The 4,712-nt window shown below is 61.0% G+C and carries 4 protein-coding genes and 1 pseudogene; 3 read left to right on the forward strand and 2 right to left on the reverse strand.

Annotated features, from left to right (window positions below):
• Nucleotides 1-156: 156 nt before the first annotated feature.
• Genes Q7V20_RS11515 through Q7V20_RS11525 form a run of 3 tightly spaced genes read left to right on the forward strand, consistent with a single transcriptional unit; the run spans nt 157 to nt 3,417 of the window.
• Nucleotides 157-1,407: a site-specific integrase gene (locus Q7V20_RS11515; RefSeq protein WP_304790855.1), complete on the forward strand. Its 1,251-nt coding sequence runs from the start codon at nt 157-159 to the stop codon at nt 1,405-1,407.
• Nucleotides 1,404-2,405, forward strand: a complete 1,002-nt coding sequence (locus tag Q7V20_RS11520; RefSeq protein ID WP_304790857.1) for a tyrosine-type recombinase/integrase — start codon at nt 1,404-1,406, stop codon at nt 2,403-2,405. Before Q7V20_RS11515 ends, Q7V20_RS11520 begins: the two co-directional genes overlap by 4 nt.
• Nucleotides 2,398-3,417: a tyrosine-type recombinase/integrase gene (locus tag Q7V20_RS11525; RefSeq protein WP_304790860.1), complete on the forward strand. Its 1,020-nt coding sequence runs from the start codon at nt 2,398-2,400 to the stop codon at nt 3,415-3,417. Before Q7V20_RS11520 ends, Q7V20_RS11525 begins: the two co-directional genes overlap by 8 nt.
• 240 nt (nt 3,418-3,657) lie before the next feature.
• Here the strand turns inward: Q7V20_RS11525 and Q7V20_RS11530 are convergent, their stop codons facing one another.
• Nucleotides 3,658-4,161 (reverse strand): SLATT domain-containing protein, encoded by a 504-nt coding sequence (locus Q7V20_RS11530; protein WP_304790863.1) that lies wholly within the window; start codon nt 4,159-4,161, stop codon nt 3,658-3,660.
• A pseudogene (locus Q7V20_RS11535) lies at nt 4,161-4,712 on the reverse strand (hypothetical protein); the annotation flags it as partial. The pseudogene Q7V20_RS11535 and the gene Q7V20_RS11530, both read right to left, overlap by 1 nt.

Here is a 4,712-nt window from a genome sequence, read left to right on the forward strand (position 1 = left end):
AGGCTGTTATGCACAGTCATCGGTTATGCACAGTTGTCGAGTCCTTCCTTGCTGAGGGCCTGGATTCGCCTGTACCGCTGACGGCCGCGCTGCTTGTGAACTGGACATAAGTCAGGCGTCGGCGCATGGATGGTCATCTCACAACTGGAGATCACCATGGATTCGATCCGTTCGCTGCACCCGATGGCCAAGACTTGGTTACTCGATGGCCCGCTGTCCCCATACGTTGATGCGTTCGAGGCGTTGCTGGAACGTGGCCGGTACGCGGAAGGTACCGTGGCGACCGACCTACGCGCATTGGCGCACTTTGCCCATTGGATGACACGATGTCGGCTGACTGCCGATCAGATTGACGAGGCCCTGGTCCAGCAGTTCCTGGATTCGCACTTGCCACGATGCGACTGCCATGCCACTGCATTGCGCACCCATGGCGACCTGCGGGCCAGCCTTGCGCACCTGTTGGCCGTGCTTCGTGAGCAGCACGTCATCTTGGAGCTGTCCGGGCCCAGCGGCCCCATTGCGGAGGAAATGCACCGCTACAACGTGCACATGCGCGACGCCCGCGGCCTGGGGGTCGGCACGCGCGCGGGGCGACTGGCAATCGTAGGCAGGCTACTCCTGTGCAAATTCGCTGGCAAAGCCATCGCCATCGGTGAGTTGCAGCCAGAAGACGTTCGCGGCTTCATTGCAACCGAACTGACGCGGGTGAACAGCGTGTCGCACGCCAGCGCGCTGGCAGCTGCACTGCGGGCCTACTTCCGCTACCGCGCCACCTGTGGCGATGCCATGCATGCCTTGCTGGGTGTTATCTCATCACCCGCGCGCTGGAGCCTGGCGTCTCTGCCGCGAGCACTCACGACCGAAGAGGTGCAGCGACTGCTGACGCATTGCGCCCAAGCGCGATCGACGCCGCTGCGCTTGCTGGCCATGGTGCACTTGGCTCTGGATCTTGGGCTGCGCGTAGGCGAGATCGCCAAGCTGAAGATGGACGACTTCGACTGGCGCGCCGGCACCGTGACTTTGAAAGGCACGAAGTCGCTGCGTCAGGATGTTCTGCCACTGCCGGCAGCCACAGGACAAGCGCTGGCCGCATACGTGATGCACGAGCGGCCGGTGACCACGCTGCCATTCCTGTTTGTGCGGCGGATGGCACCGCACGACAGCCCCGTCGGCGTGGACGCGGTAAGCAGCGCCATCGGTCGTGCTCTGCGACACGCTGGCATCGCTCGTAGCAGCCACTCTTTACGTCACACGCTGGCATGCCGCTTGGTCAACAAAGGCAGCTCGATCAAGGAAGTCGCCGACGTGCTTCGGCATCGATCAATGAACACCTCGTTGATCTACGCCAAGCTCGACTTGCAAGCGCTTGCCGAGGTTGCCCTGCCTTGGCCAGGGAGTGCCGCATGAGCGCCCCGGTAGTCCCCAGCAGCGACTTGGCCTCCAGGGTGCGGCAATACCTGGATGAGCGACGGCGACTTGGGTTCAAGCTGTGTTCAACTGCTCGCGCCTTGTCCAGCTTTGAACGCTTCGTCACCAACACTGGCCATACGGGACCGCTGACGATTGAGCAAATGGCGCAATGGGCCCGCCAGGTCCAAGCCACACATATGGTGGACGGTCTGGTCGGCAGCGACACAGCGGCGCGTCGGCTGGTCTTGTTGCGGCCGTTCATGCGCTGGATGCGGCAGTTCGAGCCAGCCACCGAAGTGCCGGATGATTCCAGCTTCGGGCCGATCCCCGGCCGGGTGTCGCCTCACATCTACTGCGACGCCGAGATCGTCGCGCTGCTGGCAGCTGCCCGCCAACTCGGGCCGTCGGATGGTCTTCGCGCCGCCACCTATACGACGCTGTTCGGGCTAATTGCCTCGACTGGGTTGCGGATCTCCGAAGCGCTCAATCTGACTGACTCTGACGTGGACTTGGACGATGGTGTCTTGACCATACGCCAGACTAAGTTCGGCAAGTCTCGCCAGGTGCCGCTGCACCCGAGCGCGATCGGCCCATTGGCAAACTACTTGGCGCTGCGCCGTCAGCATGTGCGTCCGACAGCGAACACGACCTTCTTCGTCAGTTCGCGCGGCGCGCGCCGGGGCGAGCCGCTGGGTGACAGACAGGCCCACCGGATGTTCGTGCAGTTGCGCGAACAACTGGGCTGGGTCGATCGCGGCGGGCATGGACAACCTCGGATACACGACCTTCGCCACAGTTTTGCCGTGAGGCGGCTGATCTTGTGGCACGAGCAAGGGGCCGATCTCCATCAACGGATGCTGGCGCTGTCCACTTACATGGGGCACGTCAATATCTCCAACACCTACTGGTACCTGAGTGGGGTGCCAGAGCTGATGGCGCTGGCCGGGGCACGGTTCGAGCGCTTCGCCGATATGGGGGAGTGCGACTATGAGTAAGCTCAATGAACGCAAGCTGGCCCCACCCAGCTTTACGGCGCTTGTACAGTCATTCTTCGCTGAACATCTGACCCAGCAGCGCGGATTGAGCGCCCGCACCGTGGCGGCATACCGGGATGCGTTCTTGCTGTTCCTGGAATTCGCTCAGGCTCGGTTGCACAAGGCACCCACGGCAATGCAGCTCGCGGATCTCACGCCCACTCTCATCCTGGCATTCCTCGACCATTTGGAGAGCGATCGCCACAACGGGGTCCGCAGCCGCAATGCGCGGCTGGCCGCGCTGCGAACATTCCTGAAGTTTGCAGCGCACAAGGACGTGACGGCATTACACATCGTCCAACAGGCATTGGGCGTGCCGATGAAGCGCTTCGAGCGGCCGATGCTGGGCTTCCTGACGCGAGAGGAGATGCTGGCGGTGATCGGCATGCCCGGCGCGAGTTGGATCAGTCAGCGCGATGTCCTGCTGCTTGCCCTCATGTACAACACTGGCGCTCGCGTGTCGGAGGTGATTGGCGTAAAGGTGGCCGATGTTGTACTTGCCCCTGCGGCCTGCGTGCACCTGCATGGCAAAGGGCGTAAGCAACGTTCGGTGCCGCTGTGGCGCTCGACGGTGAAGGTGCTCCGTGCATGGTTTCGACTCAACCCTGACCTGGGCCCGACGTCGGCGTTGCTGCCCAACCGTGAAGGCCAGGCGATGACGCGATCCAACGTGACACAACGCCTGGCGTTGGCCGTGCAGGCGGCTGCGCGCACGATGCCCAGTCTGGTTGGCCGTGCGGTCTCTCCACACAGCGTGAGGCATTCGACCGCAATGCATTTACTGCAGTCGGGTGTCGATATCACCGTAATCGCCCTGTGGCTCGGTCATGAGAGTCCGACGACGACGCACCAGTATGTCGAGGCCGACCTCGCCATGAAGGAGAAGGCGCTGTCCCGGCTTCAGGATCCTAATGTCGTCGCACGCCGCTTCAAAGCGGATGACTCGCTAATGGACTTCCTCAAGACCTTGTGATTATGTTCAGCGCATGACCTCTGCGGCGTTGCCTCTTGATAGGGAACGCCGCAGCTATGCCGATCTCAACTGTGCATAACCGATGACTGTGCATAACAGCCTTTATGGAGAGCTCTCCATAAAGGCTGGTTGCCGTCGTTCGTTAATGAACTCGCGAATGTCGGCTGCTGCTGGAAACGGACGTCCATGAAGCCAGTGACTGACAGTCAGTGCTTGGTGTAGTCACCGTGGCGTCGTCTCCTACGCTTTCTTCACGCTGTCGAAGTCGTAGTCACCGCCCTTTATCTTCTTTTGGGCAGCCGTGAAATGCCGATCAGGAATGGTTGGATTAGCTGACCGTGCATCATCCATGCGCTTCATCAACGACGTGAACTGCTCTTCCAAATCTTCGGTCTTGCTCGTCGCGCCGATGCGCGAGGCCTGACGGAAGCCGTCTTGCAGCGTCTTGAACCGATTCGCGCTGTCGGCGATAGTCGCGAGGCTCACGTCAAGGTCAAGCGCCTTGAAGATGGCGGGAAACAAGCCCGCAATCAGCGACAGGATCGCAACAGCCCAGTCATACGTCGGATCGCGCATGAGGATTCGTGCACTGGCGAACGAGCCGCAGACGATGGGTACGACGATAAAAACGATGCGCAGCTTGCGCGTCTCTTTCTGCCAACTAAACAGCGCCGTGGATGTATACAGGCAGGACTCCTCCTGCCGCTTGCATTCATCAATAATTTCTTGCGCGCGCTGGTCCATTAGGCCCACTTCGGAATGTCGAGGCCATAGATTTTCTGCCACTCGTCGCCAGCGTGGCCTTCGTCATTGGCGCGCTCGTAGTCACACGCCTTCACGGCCCGCGCATACGCTGATTCGGCACGCGACTTCCACGCCTCGCCGAGCCACAGCAGTTCGTACGTTCCAGGTGCCCACAGGTGCGTGTTCGCCTTCGGGATCATCCACTTGAAGAAGTCGCGGCTGATCCAGTCGTAGTAGAAGTAGTCGCTATTGCGCCAATCGCACTGGTCAAGGAATTCGATGGCGAGTAGTTCAAGGTAGAACGACTTGATCGGTACCGAGCACCACGCCTGCCATGCCTTCAGCATGCGGATCAAGCGGCGCACATTGTTCGAGTTGCGCGCATCGGCGGCGGTGATCGTATCGACCTCGTGCAGTGGCATCGTCTTTTTGTACGAACCGCCGTTCTTGGTGTCGCAGATGTAGTACGAGCGCTCGGCGTCGTCGTACAGGAAGGCGGGAACGACCTCGACGCTGAAACTGGTGAAAGCCGCGAGCACGACTGGTCCATC

Origin of the sequence: Aquabacterium sp. (assembly GCF_030652515.1) — a bacterium.
Classification (GTDB): Bacteria; Pseudomonadota; Gammaproteobacteria; order Burkholderiales; family Burkholderiaceae_C; genus Aquabacterium.